This is a genomic window from Rhodococcus sp. BP-160 (assembly GCF_019836205.1).
Taxonomy (GTDB): Bacteria; Actinomycetota; Actinomycetes; order Mycobacteriales; family Mycobacteriaceae; genus Rhodococcoides.
Genome location: NZ_JABUEK010000001.1, coordinates 729,591 through 745,408, shown reverse-complemented (window position 1 = coordinate 745,408; position 15,818 = coordinate 729,591). Strand labels below are relative to the sequence as shown.

At 68.8% G+C, this 15,818-nt stretch carries 14 protein-coding genes and 1 tRNA gene; 7 read left to right on the top strand and 8 right to left on the bottom strand.

Going from position 1 to position 15,818, the window contains the following annotated elements; all coding sequences use genetic code 11:
• Positions 1–28: 28 nt before the first annotated feature.
• Positions 29–373 (bottom strand): hypothetical protein, encoded by a 345-nt coding sequence (locus tag HQ306_RS03460; RefSeq protein WP_231476131.1) that lies wholly within the window; start codon positions 371–373, stop codon positions 29–31.
• A gap of 290 nt (positions 374–663) precedes the next feature.
• The gene (locus tag HQ306_RS03455) at positions 664–2,304 is read right to left on the bottom strand and encodes a peptide chain release factor 3 (protein WP_056447083.1); all 1,641 of its coding nucleotides are present in this window, start codon (positions 2,302–2,304) and stop codon (positions 664–666) included.
• Positions 2,305–2,468: 164 nt separating this feature from the next.
• On the opposite strand from HQ306_RS03455, the gene HQ306_RS03450 reads away from it, so the two are divergent.
• Complete coding sequence (locus tag HQ306_RS03450; RefSeq protein WP_222627617.1) at positions 2,469–4,103, top strand: fatty acyl-AMP ligase; 1,635 nt, start codon at positions 2,469–2,471, stop codon at positions 4,101–4,103.
• Between the two features lie 10 nt (positions 4,104–4,113).
• Here the strand turns inward: HQ306_RS03450 and pth are convergent, their stop codons facing one another.
• From pth to HQ306_RS03435, 3 genes are all read right to left on the bottom strand, one after another.
• Positions 4,114–4,692 carry an aminoacyl-tRNA hydrolase gene (gene pth, locus HQ306_RS03445; protein WP_222627615.1) on the bottom strand — a complete coding sequence of 193 codons (579 nt, stop codon included), beginning with the start codon at positions 4,690–4,692 and terminating at the stop codon, positions 4,114–4,116.
• A gap of 106 nt (positions 4,693–4,798) precedes the next feature.
• On the bottom strand, positions 4,799–5,458 hold the full coding sequence (locus tag HQ306_RS03440) for a 50S ribosomal protein L25/general stress protein Ctc (RefSeq protein WP_027504076.1): 660 nt from the start codon (positions 5,456–5,458) through the stop codon (positions 4,799–4,801).
• Positions 5,459–5,704: 246 nt separating this feature from the next.
• Positions 5,705–6,910, bottom strand: a complete 1,206-nt coding sequence (locus HQ306_RS03435; protein WP_222627612.1) for an aminotransferase class V-fold PLP-dependent enzyme — start codon at positions 6,908–6,910, stop codon at positions 5,705–5,707.
• Positions 6,911–7,062: 152 nt separating this feature from the next.
• On the opposite strand from HQ306_RS03435, the gene egtA reads away from it, so the two are divergent.
• The 4 genes from egtA to egtD are packed head-to-tail and all read left to right on the top strand — an operon-like array spanning position 7,063 to position 11,412.
• On the top strand, positions 7,063–8,316 hold the full coding sequence (egtA, locus tag HQ306_RS03430; protein WP_222627611.1) for an ergothioneine biosynthesis glutamate--cysteine ligase EgtA: 1,254 nt from the start codon (positions 7,063–7,065) through the stop codon (positions 8,314–8,316).
• Entirely contained in the window at positions 8,313–9,641 is a 1,329-nt protein-coding gene (egtB, locus tag HQ306_RS03425; RefSeq protein ID WP_222627609.1) for an ergothioneine biosynthesis protein EgtB, read from the top strand. Before egtA ends, egtB begins: the two co-directional genes overlap by 4 nt.
• A 3-nt stretch (positions 9,642–9,644) precedes the next feature.
• Entirely contained in the window at positions 9,645–10,376 is a 732-nt protein-coding gene (gene egtC, locus HQ306_RS03420) for an ergothioneine biosynthesis protein EgtC (RefSeq protein WP_222627607.1), read from the top strand.
• Between the two features lie 49 nt (positions 10,377–10,425).
• Positions 10,426–11,412, top strand: a complete 987-nt coding sequence (egtD, locus tag HQ306_RS03415; protein WP_222627605.1) for an L-histidine N(alpha)-methyltransferase — start codon at positions 10,426–10,428, stop codon at positions 11,410–11,412.
• 66 nt (positions 11,413–11,478) lie between these two features.
• Here the strand turns inward: egtD and HQ306_RS03410 are convergent, their stop codons facing one another.
• From HQ306_RS03410 to HQ306_RS03400, 3 genes are all read right to left on the bottom strand, one after another.
• Positions 11,479–12,462 (bottom strand): ribose-phosphate diphosphokinase, encoded by a 984-nt coding sequence (locus tag HQ306_RS03410; RefSeq protein WP_027504070.1) that lies wholly within the window; start codon positions 12,460–12,462, stop codon positions 11,479–11,481.
• Between the two features lie 4 nt (positions 12,463–12,466).
• The gene (gene glmU, locus HQ306_RS03405) at positions 12,467–13,945 is read right to left on the bottom strand and encodes a bifunctional UDP-N-acetylglucosamine diphosphorylase/glucosamine-1-phosphate N-acetyltransferase GlmU (protein ID WP_027504069.1); all 1,479 of its coding nucleotides are present in this window, start codon (positions 13,943–13,945) and stop codon (positions 12,467–12,469) included.
• Between the two features lie 107 nt (positions 13,946–14,052).
• Positions 14,053–14,123 (bottom strand) — tRNA-Gln (locus HQ306_RS03400).
• 206 nt (positions 14,124–14,329) lie between these two features.
• Here HQ306_RS03400 and HQ306_RS03395 point away from each other — a divergent pair.
• Positions 14,330–14,920 carry a TetR/AcrR family transcriptional regulator gene (locus HQ306_RS03395; RefSeq protein ID WP_027504068.1) on the top strand — a complete coding sequence of 197 codons (591 nt, stop codon included), beginning with the start codon at positions 14,330–14,332 and terminating at the stop codon, positions 14,918–14,920.
• A 162-nt stretch (positions 14,921–15,082) separates the two neighbouring features.
• A complete protein-coding gene (locus tag HQ306_RS03390) occupies positions 15,083–15,727 on the top strand; it encodes a ScbR family autoregulator-binding transcription factor (RefSeq protein WP_027504067.1) in 645 nt (214 codons plus the stop codon).
• Positions 15,728–15,818: the final 91 nt, after the last annotated feature.

The following is a 15,818-nucleotide window of genomic DNA, read 5'->3' as shown; positions in this document are numbered from 1 at the left end:
GGGGCCATTCTCGTGTGTCAGGGGAGGATCAGCGGAAGCCCTTGGCGGGGTTCTGCAGATCGAGCACCACCGTCGTGCCGTTGGAACGCACGTGCAGCTCGGGGCTCGCGAGCCCACCGGAGGTGAGGTACTCACCGAGGAGCTGCAGCAGCTCGTCGGGTCCGGTGGAGGAATCCATCGGGCGCGTGTCGCGGCTGGTGATCTCGTTCTGGGTCAGCCGTCCCGCGATGCGGATGGACGCGATGCCCATGGCCGTGCGGCGATCGGGGCTCGGGTGACGACCCGAGGCGAAGCTGCTGCCGTTCGACGATCCGTTGGTGGACGTGCTGCCGCCAGGCAACGCGTGTTCGGAAATCTGATCACTGGTTGTCATGTCGACCTCACTTTTGCTCGGAGTGACGCTCGAAGGTGTCCCGTTGGATCGGTGGGCTGGTGCCTTGCCGATCTTGATCCCCGTGAGGGGCCCACTTGATCCATCGCTCATTACTCGGACTGCTCCTCGATCGTCTCGGTACGTGACTCGAGTACTTCCGAAGAACAAACCAGAAGTACGTTCGAACAGAGAAAAAGTACCACGGGAAGGAAACAGCGAACAGTTTTGACCCTATGGATTGGAGATGACACCAATCTTGGGGTGAGGTGGTGTGGAGATGTCCCAGAGAATCAGTCGGCTGCGGCGACCAGCGGCTCGAGCAGCAGGTCCGGCAGCTCCTTCTGGATGTACTGCAGCCGCCACTTGTCACTGACCAGCGCCAACATCACGCCGTCCGTGCGGGTGAACACCTCGACGCCGCGCTGGCGACCGAGCTCCCCGGCGGACGCCGCGTCGGTGCGTCGAGCGATCGAGTAGCCCAGGGGCTCCATGCGCGCCTCGACGCCGAACTCGGACTTCATGCGCGCGGACACCACCTCGAACTGCATCGGCCCCACGGCGGCGAGGACGGGTGACGCGTCTCCGCGGATGTCGTTGCGCAGGATCTGGACGACACCCTCCTGATCCATCTGGTCCACGGCGCGACGGAACTGCTTGTACTTGCTGGCGCTCTCCGCACGGAGGACGGCGAAGTGCTCGGGAGCGAAGGACGGGATCGGCGGGAACTCGACCTTGCGATCCGCGTACAACGTGTGGCCGGGAGCGAGCGCGGTGGCGTTGACCAGCCCGACGACGTCGCCGGGGTAGGCGTTCTCCACCGTGGTGCGCTCGCGGCCGAACACCGTCAGCGCGTACTTCGTCGTGAACGGTTTGCCCGTCTGGGCATGGGTGACCACCATGCCGCGCTCGAAGACTCCGGAGACCACGCGCATGAAGGCGAGGCGGTCGCGGTGTGCGGTGTCCATGCCGGCCTGCACCTTGAACACGACCGCGCTGAAGGGGTCGGTGACCTCGCGCTCACCACCGGCCACGTCGGGACGGGGGCCCGGGGCCGGAGCGAACGAGACGAGGGTGTCGAGGATCTGGTGCACGCCGAAGTTCAGCATCGCCGACGCGAAGATCACCGGAGACGTCCGGCCCGCGAGGAACTCGTCCTCGTCGTGGCGCTGCCCGCTCTCGACGAGCAACTCGCTCTCCTCGACGGCGGTGGTCCAGTCGTCGCCCTCACGGGACTGCGCCGCCTCGGAGTCCATGAACTCCTCGGGTGCGATGGTCGCGCCACCGGCCGTGCGGGTGAAGTGAATGTACTGGTGCTCCGACACGTCGAGCAGTCCGCGGAAGTCACCCGCGATACCGACGGGCCAGTACAGCGGGGTCGGCGTCAGACCGATGCGCTCCTCGATCTCGTCGAGCAGCTCGAGGGGGGAGCGGCCCGGCCGGTCCCACTTGTTGACGACGGTGATGACCGGGATGCCGCGGTGTCGACACACCTGGAACAGCTTCAGCGTCTGCGGTTCCAGACCCTTCGCCGCGTCGATCAGCATCACGGCGGCGTCCACCGCGGTCAGCACGCGGTAGGTGTCCTCGGAGAAGTCGGCGTGACCGGGGGTGTCCACCAGGTTGATGGTGTGATCGGCGTAGTCGAACTGCAGCGCCGTCGAACTCACGGAGATACCGCGCGCCTTCTCCATCTCCATCCAGTCGGAGACGGTCGAGCGGCGACCCGACTTCCCGTGAATCGCACCGGCCTCGGAGATCTTCCGCGCGTGCAGAGCCAGGGCCTCGGTGAGCGTCGACTTGCCCGCGTCGGGATGCGAGATCACCGCGAAGGTGCGACGACGCTCCACCTCGCGCCGGAGGTTCTTCGGCGGGGTGGTGCCGGCGGCGGTGACCGCGGTGGTGGTGTCGGTGTCGACGGACGGGGTGCTCACGAAGGCCTTTCTTCGGTGACCGCAGCTGTGCGGATCACTGGTCGGAACGTACCCAGGGTACTCGGCCGACACGCCGACCCCGTCCGTCCGTAACAGCGGTCACCGTCGTCCGGATGTAACAGTGGTGCGCGCACCCGGCACGCACCACCGACGAGGGAGTGACGTTGAGCAGGTTCACCGAGGAGATGTACGCGACCGCGGCCACGACCGAGCGGGGTCTCGTCACCGGTGAGCCCGACGCACCGTTGCGGCAGACGTGGGGCGACATCCATGCGGTCGCGCGCCGGATGGCCGGCGGGCTCGCCGCGGCAGGGGTCTCCCGCGGGGACGCGATCGGCATCCTGGCCGGTCAGCCGGTGGACATCGCGCCGTCGTGTCAGGCGGCGTGGATGCGCGGCGCGTCCGTGACCATGCTCCATCAGCCGACGCCGCGCACCGATCTCGCCGTGTGGGGTGCCGACACCGAGACCGTCATCCGGATGATCGACGCCGCCGCGGTGGTGCTCGGTGCACCGTTCGACGCCGCGGCGCCCATCCTGGAGGAACGCGGGATCACCGTGCTGACGATCGACGACCTGCGCGGCGGTGAGGACACCGATCCCGTGCCCACCGACGAGTCCGACATCGCGCTGCAGCAGCTCACGTCCGGGTCCACCGGATCTCCCAAGGCCGTGCGCATCACCCACGAGAACTTCTACGTCAACGCCTACGCGATGATCGATCGGATCGAGTACTCGCTCGAGGACGACGTGATGGTCAGCTGGCTCCCGCTGTTCCACGACATGGGGATGGTCGGGTTCCTGTCGGTGCCGATGCAGGTCGGAGCCGAGGTCGTCAGCATCACGCCGATCGACTTCCTGCGCTCTCCGCTGCTGTGGGCCCAGCTGATCGACAAGTACCGCGGCACCGTCACCGCCGCTCCCAATTTCGCGTACTCGTTGCTCGCGCGCAGGCTGAAGCAGGCGTCCGCCGACACGGCCCTCGATCTGTCGTCGTTGCGCTACGCGTGGAACGGTGCCGAGCCGGTGGATCCCGACACGATGCTCGCCCTCGCGGAGGCGGGCGCCCGGTTCGGGCTCGCCCCGACGGCTCTCGCACCCGTCTACGGGATGGCGGAGACCACGCTCGCGGTGTCGATCCCGGTCCGTGATCAGGGCCAGGTGCTCGACGTGGTCGACGCGGACCTGCTCGAGGTGATGGGCCGCGCCGTTCCGTCGACCAAGGGCAACGTCCGTCGTCTCGCGACGCTCGGGCGGATGGTGCCGAATCTCGAGGGGCGCGTCGTCGACGCCGAGGGCCAGGTGCTCCCGAGTCGCGGCGTCGGTGTCATCCACGTGCGGGGGCCGGCGGTGACGCCCGGATACATCACGGTGGAGGGCTCGGTGTCCGCGCAGGACGACGACGGGTGGCTCGACACCGGAGACATCGGGTACTTCACGGAGGAAGGCCTGGTCGTCGTCTGCGGGCGCATCAAGGACGTCATCATCATGGGCGGCCGCAACATCTATCCGACCGACATCGAACGTGCCGTGGGCACCGTCGCGGGCGTCCGGCCGGGCAATGCCGTCGCGATCCGTCTCGACGCGGGGCAGAAGCGGGAGAGCTTCGCGGTCGCGGCGGAGACCAACGAGATCGCCGACCCGGATGCGGTCAAGCGCATCGAGCACGACATCGTGCACGCGGTGTTCTCGGAAGTGGGGGTTCGTCCTCGCACGGTCGCGGTGCTCGGTCCCGGCACCATTCCGAAGACGTCCTCGGGCAAGCTCCGCCGCGCGAACTCGGCGTCGCTCCTCGGCTGAGCTCAGCGCATCAGGGTCGGTGGATGCGGTTCTGCGCGTTCTCGAGGCTGCCCTTCAGGAGCAGCTCCACTGCGTCCGCGGCCTCCTCCAGCACTACCGCCACCTCGTCGCGCTCGGACGCGGCGAAGGGCTTGAGCACGTACGACGCCGGATCCATCCGGCCGGGCGGCCGCCCCACCCCGACCCGGACACGGAGGTAGTCCTTGGTGGACAACGACTTCGAGATCGAGCGCAGCCCGTTGTGCCCGCCCTCCCCGCCGCCGACCTTGAGCCGCACCTGACCCAGATCGACGTCGAGTTCGTCGTGCACGACGATGATGTCCGCCGGCGCCACGGAAAAGAACCGGGCCAGGTTGGCGACCGGGCCCCCGGACTCGTTCATGTACGACCGCGGCTTCCCCAGCACGACCGGGCGAGTCCCGAGCCGTGCCTGGAGCACGTCGGAGTTGCTGCGCTTGTGCGACGAGAACGACCCTCGCATCCGCTCCGCCAGGGTGTCGACGACGACGGCGCCGACGTTGTGTCGGGTGCGCTCGTACTGCGGTCCGGGATTGCCCAGGCCGATGACGAGAGCAGGTCGATCGGTCATGTGCGGCAGTCGCTTTCAGCTCGTGGCGTGCGGGGTCGTACGGAGTGGGGAACGAGAAACGGCGCGCCTCCGGTGAGGGAGGCGCGCCGCGGTGGTGCTCGGTGGATCAGTTCTCGTCTGCTGCTGCGGCCTCGTCGGCGGCGGAGCTGTCCTCGACAGCCTCCTCTTCCTCGGCGGCGACGTTGCTGGCGAGATCGCCCGCGCCCTCGGCCTCGAGCGCAGCCTCGCTGGGCGCCTCGACGACGTTGACGAGGAGGAGCTCGGGATCGGAGATCAGCGTCGCGCCGGACGGCAGCTCGATCGACGAGGCGAGGATCTGGGTGCCGATCTCGGCGTCCTCGACGGAGACCTCGAACTGCTCGGGGATCTGGGTCGCGTCGACCTCGATCTCGATGACGTTGGCATCGGTGGTGACGAGGGCGCCGGGCGCCGCGTCGCCGGTGACGACGACGTTGATCTCGACGGTGACCTTCTCGCCGCGACGGATGACGAGGAGGTCGGCGTGCTCGATGTAGTTACGGATCGGGTGGACCACGACCGACTTGGTGAGGGCGAGGTGCTTCTCGCCGTCGACCTGGAGCTCGATGACGGCGTTGGTGCCGTCGGCGCGGAGCACGGCGGCGAACTCGCGGGACGGGAGCGCGAGGTGCTTGGGCTCGGTGGCGTGTCCGTACAGGACGGCGGGGACGAGACCGTCGCGGCGGGTGCGGCGGGCTGCGCCCTTGCCGAACTCGGTGCGGACGGTGGCGTTGAGAACGTTGGCCATGGGACGGGGCTCCTCGGAAGATCTGGTGTGACTGCGGTCTGAAACGGCTGCGGTCCGGTGTGACTGCTGCGGGTACTACTCGCTCGGCGTGGACACGAACGAGGACGGCTGCGAGACCGCGCCTGCGTCGATCACGGTGACGTACGCACTGCGCACTCGTCACCCTCGCCGAGACAACGGCGTGAACACTACCCGAACGCGCCGATCGGCCGCGAATCGCCCCTGCTCGTCACCGTTGGCGGCGGGTCACCGCTGCGACGTCAGAGCCCGGCACTCGTCCACGGCGTGATCGATCTGATCGAGGGTCAGGAAGTAGTGGGGAGACGCCCGGACGACGGAGTCCAGTCCGCGGGCCGTCATGTCGAGCAGAGTCGACGACGCCGGGCTGACGGAGACGGTGATGTCGCGCTCCGCCAGTGCGTCCTTCACCGCGGCGGGCGCGGCGCCCTCGACGGTGAAGGTCACGATGCCGGTGTGGTGGTCGCCCAGGTCGTGCACCGCGATGCCGTGCACCTCGGCGAGGGTGTTCCGCAGCCGCTCGGCCCGCACACGCACCGCGGCCTCCACCGCGCTCGGTCCGAGTTCGAGCAGGAGATCGACGGCGGCGCCGAGACCGAGCCGGGCCGCGACGTCGTGTTCCCACGTCTCGAACCGCCGCGCGTCGTCGGCGACGGTGTAGGAGTCGGGGCCGGTCCAGGACGCACTGTGCAGATCCAGAGATCGCGGCTCCAGGGTGTCGAGCACCGACGGGGCGACGTGGAGGAAACCGGTACCGCGCGGTCCTCGCAGCCACTTGCGTCCCGTCGCGGAGAGAGCGTCCACACCGAGCTCCGCCACGTCGAGGGCGATCTGGCCCACCGACTGACAGGCGTCCAGCAGCACGAGGGCCCCGTGACGGTGGGCCAGGTCGACGATCTCCCGGACCGGGTTCAGCAGGCCGCCGTTGGTCGGCGCGTGCACGAGCGAGACCAGCGCGACGCGGTCGTCCATCATCCGCTCGAGGGCCTCGAGATCGATGCGTCCGGACGGGTCCACGGGAATGGTGTCGACCACCGCGCCGGTAGCCCGCGCCCGCTGCAGTGCGGCGATCGCGTTGGTGGCGTACTCGACGGTGGAGACCAGGATGCGGTCACCGGGGGAGAGCGGTACCGCGTAGAAGAAGTCGCACCAGGCCCGCGTGGCGCTGTCGGACAGTGCCACGGTGCCGGTCGGGGCTCCGATCAGCATCTCCACGGACGTGCGCACCGCGGCGAGATCCTGCGAGCGTTCACGCGCTGCGCGGTATCCGCCCACCTCGGCCTCACGGCGCAGGTGCTCGACGACCGTCTCGACGACGCGCTGTGGCGGCAGCGACGAGCCGGCGCTGTCGAGGAACACCCCGTGCTCGGCGGCAGGGGTGTCCGCGCGGGCGGCGAGCACGTCGACGGTGTCCGTCTCGGGGGTGGCGTTCACAGTGACGCCGACACTACCGGCGACCGCGCGCGGGAGCGATTAGTCTGTGAAGGGCGGGGGTAGACGTCATCCGGACACGCAGTGTCCGTTCCTCTTCCCGTACGCAGTGCCCGTTCCACTTCACGCTCCACCGTCACCCCGCGGAGGCATCCATGACGGCCGTTTCCGGCACTCTCAGTTCGCGGCCCGCCGCCGAGGCATACCTCGCCCGGGTCTGTTTCAAGGTGGGGCCGCCGACTCTGATCGGCGCAGAACTCGAATGGTTCACCCGGACCCCGTCCGGTGCACGTCCCACTCTCGACTCGCTCGCCGAGGCACTGGGTGCCCACACCCCGCAGTCTCTTCGGCCCGAGTCCCCCGCACTCGCCCTCCGCTCCGGAAGTGTCGTCTCCGTCGAGCCCGGTGGTCAGATCGAATTGTCGTCCTCGCCCGCCACGTCCCTCGCCTCCGTCGTCGAGGCGTTGCGCGACGACGAGCAGACGTTGACCCGCCTGCTCGACTCGCACGGGATCTCCCTCGCCGGAGGCGGCGCGGACACGCTGCGACCTCCCGACCGCCTGCTCACGCTGCCGCGCTACTGCGCGATGGAGCAGCGCTTCGAGCAGTACGGCCCGTACGGCAAGCTCATGATGTGCAACACGGCCGCGGTCCAGGTCAGTGTGGACGCCGGCGGCGACGACGAGCAGATCCGACGGCGCTGGGCCACAGTGCATGCCGTGGGTCCGGCGTTACTGGCGGCGTTCGCGACCACGCCCGCTCTGTACGGCGTTCCCGACGGTCGGTGGGCCTCGCAGCGCATGCGCACCTGGTTCGAACTGGACCGCACCCGCACGCGTGTTCCGCTCGGGGTCGATCCCGTCCGCGACTACGCACGCTGGGTCATGGACGTCCCGCTCCTGTGTGTGCGACGCGACGGGCGCCTCGCCGCGCCGCCGCGCGAGGCCACGTTCGCCCAGTGGCTCGAGGGTGACCTGGACGACGACATGGGTCGGCGCCCCACGACGGCCGACCTGGACTACCACCTGACGACGGTGTTTCCCCTCGTGCGTGCGAGCGGCCACCTCGAGATCCGGTACCTCGACGGCCAACCCGACGGGGCGTGGGAGGTGCCGATGTACGCGGTGGACGCCCTGGTGTCCTCCGACTCGGTGGCCGACCAGGCGCTGGACCTGGCGGAACCCACCCTGAACAGGTGGGAGGACGCGGCGCGGGACGGACTCGCCGACCAGGCGCTGCGGCGAGCTGCGGTGGAGCTGCTGACACTCGCGGCCGACTCCAGCCACGGCGAGGCGCGTGAAGCCCTGGGCCGCGCGGCGACGCGCTGCTCCGCCGCCCAGCCGCCGACGGCACCAGGGACAGCGGCGACACCACCACGAGGCGATGCTCGGAAGGAGTTCTCACGATGACGGCGAACACGACGGTCGACGCGGTGGCGCTGCGCGGCCGGCTCGAATCGATGCTGGTGCGTAGCCGCGCCCGGACCCTGGCGCTCACCCGGTGCCTCGACGAGGACGGGCTGCGCGAGCAGGTGTCGCCGTTGATGAGCCCACTGGTCTGGGATCTCGCCCACATCGGCAACCAGGAAGAGCTGTGGCTGGTCCGCGACGTGGGCGGCCGCGACGCGGTGCACCCGGAGATCGACGACCTCTACGACGCGTTCCGCCACGCACGGTCCGTCCGGCCGGGGCTGGATCTGCTGTCGCCCGACGAGGCGCGTGCCTACGTCGACACCGTGCGCGCCCTGTCACTGGATGCGTTGCAGCGCTGCACCTTCGACGAGAGTCGGCTGGTGGAGAACGGCTTCGTCTTCGCGATGGTCGCGCAGCACGAACAGCAGCACGACGAGACGATGCTGGCGACACATCAGCTGCGCACCGGCGACGCCGTGCTGGACGCACCCGACGCTCCCCGCGCCCAGCTGCCGCCCGCCCACGACGTCGAGGTCATCGTCCCCGGTGGCGCCTTCGAGATGGGCACCGGCGACGATCCGTGGGCCCTCGACAACGAGCGGCCCGCGCACACTGTCGAGGTGCCCACCTTCGCGATCGACGCGGCTCCGGTGACCAACGGCGAGTACCTCCAGTTCATCGCCGACGGTGGCTACGACCGCGAGGAGCTGTGGACCGAACGCGGCTGGGCACACCGCACCGAGGCCGGTCTCACCGCGCCGCAGTTCTGGTCGCAGGACGACGACGGTGTGTGGTGGCGTCGAGTCTTCGGACGTGCGAAGCAGATTCGAGCAGCGCAGCCCGTGGTTCACGTCAGCTGGTTCGAAGCCGACGCCTACGCCCGCTGGGCCGGCAAGCGCCTGCCGACCGAGGCGGAATGGGAGAAGGCGGCACGCTTCGACCCCGCGTCCGGGCTCTCCCGGCGCAACCCCTGGGGCGACGACGACGCCGACGACCGGCACGCGAATCTCGGTCAACGCCACCTCGAACCCGCCGACGTCGGCGCGTATCCCGAGGGAGCCTCGCCGCTCGGCGTCGAACAGCTGATGGGCGACGTCTGGGAGTGGACGTCGTCCGACTTCGAGCCGTACCCCGGGTTCGAGATGTTCCCCTACCCGGAGTACTCCGAGGTGTTCTTCGGCGGCGACTACAAGGTGTTGCGTGGCGGTTCGTTCGGCACCGACCAGACCGCGGTCCGCGCGACGTTCCGCAACTGGGACCACCCGATCCGGCGCCAGATCTTCGCCGGCTTCCGGTGCGCCCGCGACGTGGGACACCGGTAGCGGATGTGCCGACACGTCGGCTATCTCGGACCCGCGCGCACCGTCGGAGACGTGCTCACCGCGGGCCCGACATCGCTGCTCACCCAGTCGTACGCACCCCGCGAGATGCGCGGCGGCGGCACGATCAACGCGGACGGCTTCGGTGCGGCCTGGTGGTCGAACGGCACCGCGTCGTCGTATCGGAGTGCGATGCCGATGTGGGGTGACCCGGCCGTCACCGACACGCTCACCCACATCCGCTCGGTGGCGGTGATGGGGGCCGTGCGGTCCGCCACCGTCGGCATGCCCGTCGAGCGGTCGGCGTGCGCGCCCTTCGTCGAGGGTCGATGGGCGTTCAGCCACAACGGTGTCGTGCGCGGATGGCCGCAGTCGGTCTCCGCGCTCGCCGAGAAGGTGCCCGTCGAGTCGCTGCTGCGGTTGGCGGCACCCACGGATTCCGCTGTGCTGTGGGCGATTCTGCAGCAGCGGCTACTGGACCGCGATCCGGCGGACGCACTCGCCGGTCTGCTGGCGGACGTCGACGCCGCCGCTCCGGACTCGCGCGTCAACCTGCTGCTCGGCGATGGCGAGTCGCTTTGGGCGACGACGCTTTACCACTCGCTCTCCGTCCGGTACGACGAGGACAGCGTCGTCCTCGCGTCCGAACCGCTCGACGATCTGCCCGGATGGCAGCAGGTGCCCGATCGGTGCCTCGTCTCCGCCCGACCGGGATCCGTGGACATCACCACCTTCTGACCGCTCCACCCCTGCACCTTCCATGCTCGTCAGCACCGAGGAGTTCGTCATGACAGCGCCGTCACTGGACATCCACATCACCGAGGGTGATCTACAGGAATCGCTGCGGGAAGATGCCCGCCGCGGGCTCACCGCGACGCCGAAATGGTTGCCGCCGAAGTACTTCTACGATGCCGTGGGCAGCGAACTGTTCGAGCGCATCACCGAGTTGGACGAGTACTACCCGACGCGCACCGAGCGCGCCCTGCTGACCGAACGGGCCGCGGAGATCGCTCGCGTGACGGGAGTGGAGGTGCTGGTCGAGTTGGGCTCCGGATCGTCGGACAAGACCCGGGTGCTGCTGTCCGCGGGTCTGGAACACGGCACCCTGCGTCGCTACGTCCCGCAGGACGTGTCGCCGTCGGCGTTGACCGGTGCGATGGAGGAGTTGTCGCGCCAGTACCCGGATCTCGAGATCCACGGTGTGGTGAGCGATTTCACGAGCACCGGCGGCCCGGACAGTGGTCTGTTCTGGGTCCCCACCGGCGGGCGCAGGACGTTGGCGTTCCTGGGCGGCACGCTGGGGAACCTCGTGCCGCAGGAGCGCGCCGAGTTCCTCTCCGCCATCTCGAACACCCTCGACACGGGGGAGTTCCTGTTGCTCGGGGTCGGGCTGGTCATCGACCCCGCGGTTCTGGTGCCCGCGTACGACGACGCGCAGGGAGTGACGGCGCAGTTCGACCTGAACGTGCTCTCCGTGTTGAACGGGCAGCTGAACGCCGACTTCGACGTGGACGACTTCGAGCACGTCGCCGTGTGGGACGAGCGCAACGAATGGATCGAGATGCGGCTGCGCGCACGTCGCGACCACACGGTGCGCGTCGCGGACCTCGACCTGGACGTGCAGTTCGCGGCGGGCGAGGAGATGCGGACCGAGATCTCCGCCAAGTTCCGGCGCGAGTCGATCACCGGCGAACTGGCGGCGGCGGGGCTGACGGTCGACGAGTTCTGGACCGATTCCGACGAGCGCTTCGCCCTGGTGCTGGCCCGGATGTAGGGCGCCCGACGACGACACTCCCCGCGGACGAGGTCCGCGGGGAGTGTCGGTCGGTGACGTCGTTTCTCAGGCGTTGCCGTTGAACAGGCTGGTGACGGACCCGTTCTCGAAGACCTCACGGATGGTCTTGCCGAGCAGGGGTGCGATGGAGAGCACGGTCAGCGACGGGAACAGCTTGTCGTCACTGATGGGCAGCGTGTTGGTCACGACGACCTCCTTGGCGCCGCACGACGCGAGGCGCTCGGCGGCCGGGTGGCTCAGCACGCCGTGCGTGGCGGCGATGACGACGTCGCCCGCGCCGGCTTCCTCGAGCACCTTCACCGCGCCGGCGATGGTGCCACCGGTGTCGATCATGTCGTCGATCAGGATGCAGGTGCGTCCCTCGACGTCACCGACGACTCGGTTCGACTTGACCTGGTTGGGCACCAACGGATCTCGTGTCTTGTGAATGAACGCCAGCGGCGCCCCGCCGAGCGAGTCGGCCCACTTCTCCGCGACGCGCACGCGGCCGGAGTCGGGGGAGACCACGGTGATGTGCTCGAGGTTGTAGCCCTCGCGGATGTGGTCGGCGAGCTGGCTGTGCGCGTGCATGTGGTCGACCGGGCCGTCGAAGAAGCCCTGGATCTGATCGGTGTGGAGATCGACCGTGATGATGCGGTCGGCACCGGCCGTCTTGAGCAGATCGGCGACCAGGCGCGCGGAGATTGGCTCGCGGCCGCGGTGCTTCTTGTCCTGGCGGGCGTAGGGGTAGAACGGCAGGATCGCGGTGATGCGCTTCGCGGATCCGCGCTTGAGCGCGTCGATCATGATGAGCTGTTCCATGAGCCACGTGTTCAACGGGAACGGGTGGCTCTGGAGCACGAAGGCGTCGGAGCCGCGGACGGACTCCTCGAAGCGGACGAAGATCTCGCCGTTCGCGAAGTCGCGGGCGGTCTGCGGGGTGACCTCGATCCCGAGTTCCTTCGCCACCTGCTCGGCGAGCTCGGGATGAGCGCGACCGGAGAAGAGCATCAAGTTCTTCTGGTTGTCGATCCAGTTGGCTGTGGTCACTGCTCTACTCGCCGTCCTTCGGTTCGTGCACGTGTGATTCCTCGGTCGAACGGGCGCGTTCGGCGGCCTCTGCCGCCGGCGTTCCCGGACGTTTCTTCTGCACCCAGCCCTCGATGATCCGTTGCGGACCACCGGAGACGGCGAGCGCTCCCGCCGGTACATCATGGCGTAGGACGGTTCCGGCGCCCGTGTAGGCCCCGTCGCCCACGCGCACCGGCGCGATGAACATGGTGTCGGAACCGGTGCGCACGTGCGAACCGATCTCGGTCCGGCTCTTGCCGACGCCGTCGTAGTTGACGAAGACGCTGGACGCACCGATGTTGGAGTGCTCGCCGATGCTGGCGTCGCCGACGTAGGTCAGGTGCGGCACCTTGGAGTGCGCTCCGATGGTCGCGTTCTTGGTCTCCACGAAGGCGCCGAGCTTGCCGTGGTCGCCGAGGTCGCTGTTCGGCCGCAGGTAGGTGAAGGGCCCGACCGTCGCTCCGGCACCGATCACCGAGTCGGATCCGTGCGAGCGGACTACCGTCGCGCCCTCGCCGACCGACACGTCGGTGAGTGTCGTGTCGGGCCCGATGATCGCGTCCTCACCGATGACGGTGCGTCCGTGCAACTGCGTGCCGGGGTGCAGCACGGCGTCGCGTCCGACGGCGACCTCGATGTCCACCCACGTCGACGACGGGTCGATCACGGTCACGCCGGCGCGCATGTGGCGGGCGAGAATGTGCTCGTTGAGGATGCGGGTGACCTCGGACAGCTGCACTCGGTCGTTCACGCCGCGCACCAGCGACGGGTCGGTGAGCTGGGTGCTGAACACCGGCAGGCCGCGTCGGCGCGAGATCTTCAGGACGTCGGTCAGGTACAGCTCGTGCTGCGCGTTGTCGGTGCCGAGCGAGTCGAGAGCCACCCGCAGCGACTGCGCATCGAAGGCGTAGACACCCGAGTTCACCTCGGTGATGGTCAGCTGATCGGGAGTCGCGTCGGCGTGCTCGACGATCTCCTGGACCTGGCCGGACCCGTCGCGGACGATGCGGCCGTAGCCGTTCGCGTCGTCGGGGACGAAGGTGAGCACCGACACCGCGACGGGCTCCGCGGAGGAGTGGTGATCGTGCAGCAGCGCCTGCAGAGTGTGGGCGTCGAGCAGTGGCACGTCCCCCGCGGTGACCACCACGGTGCCGTCGAAGTCGGCGGGCAGCGACGCGAGGCCGCACTGCACCGCGTGACCGGTGCCGTGCTGTTCGGCCTGCACCGCGATGTCGATGGTGCGACCCAACGTCTCGGCCAGATCGGCGACGGCGGCCGAGACCTTCTCGCGGTCGTGCCCGACGACGGTGACGAGGTGATCGGGGTCCACCCCGTCGGCCGCGTGCAGAGCGTGCGCGAGCATGGACCGACCGGCCAGTTCGTGCAGAACCTTCGGAGTCTTCGATCGCATTCGGGTTCCCGCCCCCGCGGCGAGCACGACTACAGCGACCTTCGACGTCATGAATCTCCTCGACCGACTTCGGATGTGCCCCGGGCGGGGGACCCGCCACACTCGTCGCCACGGCTCCGCCGCCCTACGACAGCAGCTCCGCCGCTGTGGCGTCACGGCTCCGCCGCCAGGATTCGAACCTGAACTATCTGAACCAAAATCAGAGGTGCTGCCATTACACCACGGCGGATCACAGCCTCGGCTGGCGTGCGCCGAGCGCGTCGATCCTCGCACGAGTGCACCCGCTCCGTAAAACGCTCCGCAGGCCTCACTCGCCGCGCAGTGCTCGCGTGTCACAGTGATTCCATGACCTCGACGCCCGACGCGCCCCGCGAGCCCGATCAGCCGCGTGCACCCGGTGACGCCGCCCTACCGGAACGTGCGCCCCGCGTCCGGATGACGGGGACCGCGCGCCGGGCCCAGTTGATCGAGATCGGCCGCACGCTGTTCGCCGAGCGTGGCTACGAGGCGACGTCCATCGAGGAGATCGCGCAACGCGCGCAGGTGAGCAAGCCGGTCGTGTACGAGCACTTCGGCGGCAAGGAGGGTCTCTACGCCGTGGTGGTGGACCGCGAGATGTCCACGCTGCTGTCCATGATCACGTCGTCGCTGACCGAGAACCGGTCCCGGATCCGGGTCGAACGGGTGGCGCTGGCCCTGTTGACGTACGTCGAGGAGCGCAGCGACGGGTTCCGCATCCTCGTGCGCGACTCCCCGGTCGCCGCGGCCGAGGGAACGTACTCGAGCCTGCTGAACGACGCCGTCGGCCAGGTGGGGCACATCCTGGCGGGTGACTTCTCCCGCCGCGACATCGACCCGGCCAATGCCCAGCTGTACGCCCAGGCATTGGTCGGAATGGTGTCGATGACGGCGCAATGGTGGCTGGACGAACGGTCTCCCTCGAAAGAGGTGGTGGCCGCGCACATCGTGAACCTGTGCTGGAACGGGCTCACGAATCTGGAGCCCGATCCCCGGTTGGGGAGCTGAAAGCGCGAGTGTCACCGGAGGTGGTCACGGTGGACCACCTCGTCGGTCGTGACGACACGACGCTCGGACTCCGGGACGAGTGCTCGTGCTGTGTAGTGGTCCAGTGGTACCGTTCTCGCGTTGTTCACGGATTGAATGCCCCAAACTTTCGAGGCGGATCGCATGGTCAGACAGGCACGCGCCGAGATCACCAGAGACACGGTGCTCGCGGGGGCCGCCCATGTCTTTCTACGGCTCGGGTACGCCAATGCCAGCCTCAGCGAGATCATTTCGCAGTCGCAGGTCACCAAGGGAGCTCTCTACTTCCACTTCGGGTCGAAGGAGGAGCTGGCTCGCGCCGTCATCGACGAGGGCGTGCGGCGGCTCACCACCGCGTGCCGCGCCCTGGACGACGGCCGGATCCCCGCTCTCGAGGCCGAGATCGGTGTCTCGTACATCACGGTCGATCTGGCGATCACGGATCCGATGGTCGCCGCGATGTTCCGGCTCAAGCATCAGATCGGCGACTACCGCGGTACCGGTGAGAACGTCATGGAGGGCTGGGCCGAGTACCACACCGGCCTGGCGCGTCGGGCGATCGACGAGGGCGACCTCGAGGCCGACCTCGACCCCGTGACCACCGGAATGCTGTTCCTGGAGGTCATCGTCGGCGCCCACATGGTCGCGGTGGCCACCGACAGCACCAAGGAGTTGTCGGCGCGCATGGAGCGGCTGTGGCACTACCTGCTCCCGTCGCTGGTCCCCGGTCGCAAGCTCGACTACTTCCGTGAGTTCGCCGCCCGCCGGGTCCTGCGCTACGGCGCCTGACGACGAGCGGCGGTGTCGCGGTCGCCTCGGTCGGCCCACGGTCGTTTCTGTCGGCGACTGCTCCTAGAATCGATACCGAGTCGTCACCGAC